This window comes from Paraburkholderia sp. BCC1885 (genome assembly GCF_900996235.1).
Classification (GTDB): Bacteria; Pseudomonadota; Gammaproteobacteria; order Burkholderiales; family Burkholderiaceae; genus Paraburkholderia.
Map to the genome: position 1 here is coordinate 1 of NZ_CAAJGM010000190.1, position 423 is coordinate 423.

Here is a 423-nt window from a genome sequence, read left to right on the forward strand (position 1 = left end):
GTTCCACAGGAACCATAGCCGCTGCTGTGCATACGACAACGGCAGTGGCCCGTCACGTGGTACCGCGACCAGGGGCGGCGCCTTCGACGCCTGCGCCCCCGCGACCGCCTGGGCCAGCCCCGCCACCGTCTGTGTCTCGAACAGCTGTCGCGGGGTCACCGTCACACCGGCCTTCACCGCGCGCGCCACCACCTTCAGGATCAAGATAGAGTCACCGCCGAGCGCAAAGAAATTGTCATGCCGGCCAACGCGCGCGACCTGCAGTACGTCCGCCCAGACGCTCGCCAGCGCCTCTTCCACCTCGCCCACCGGCGCCTCGTACTCGCGCTCCATATACTCCGGCTCCGGTAGCGCCTTCCTGTCCACCTTCCCGTTCGGGCTCAGCGGCATCGCCTCCAGCACCACCAGTGCCGACGGCACCAT

General features: G+C 68.1%; 1 protein-coding gene. It reads right to left on the reverse strand.

The window, feature by feature from the left end; translation table 11 throughout:
- The coding region (locus FQ755_RS17185; RefSeq protein WP_144156047.1) for a phosphopantetheine-binding protein at nucleotides 1-423 on the reverse strand (423 nt) is incomplete at both ends.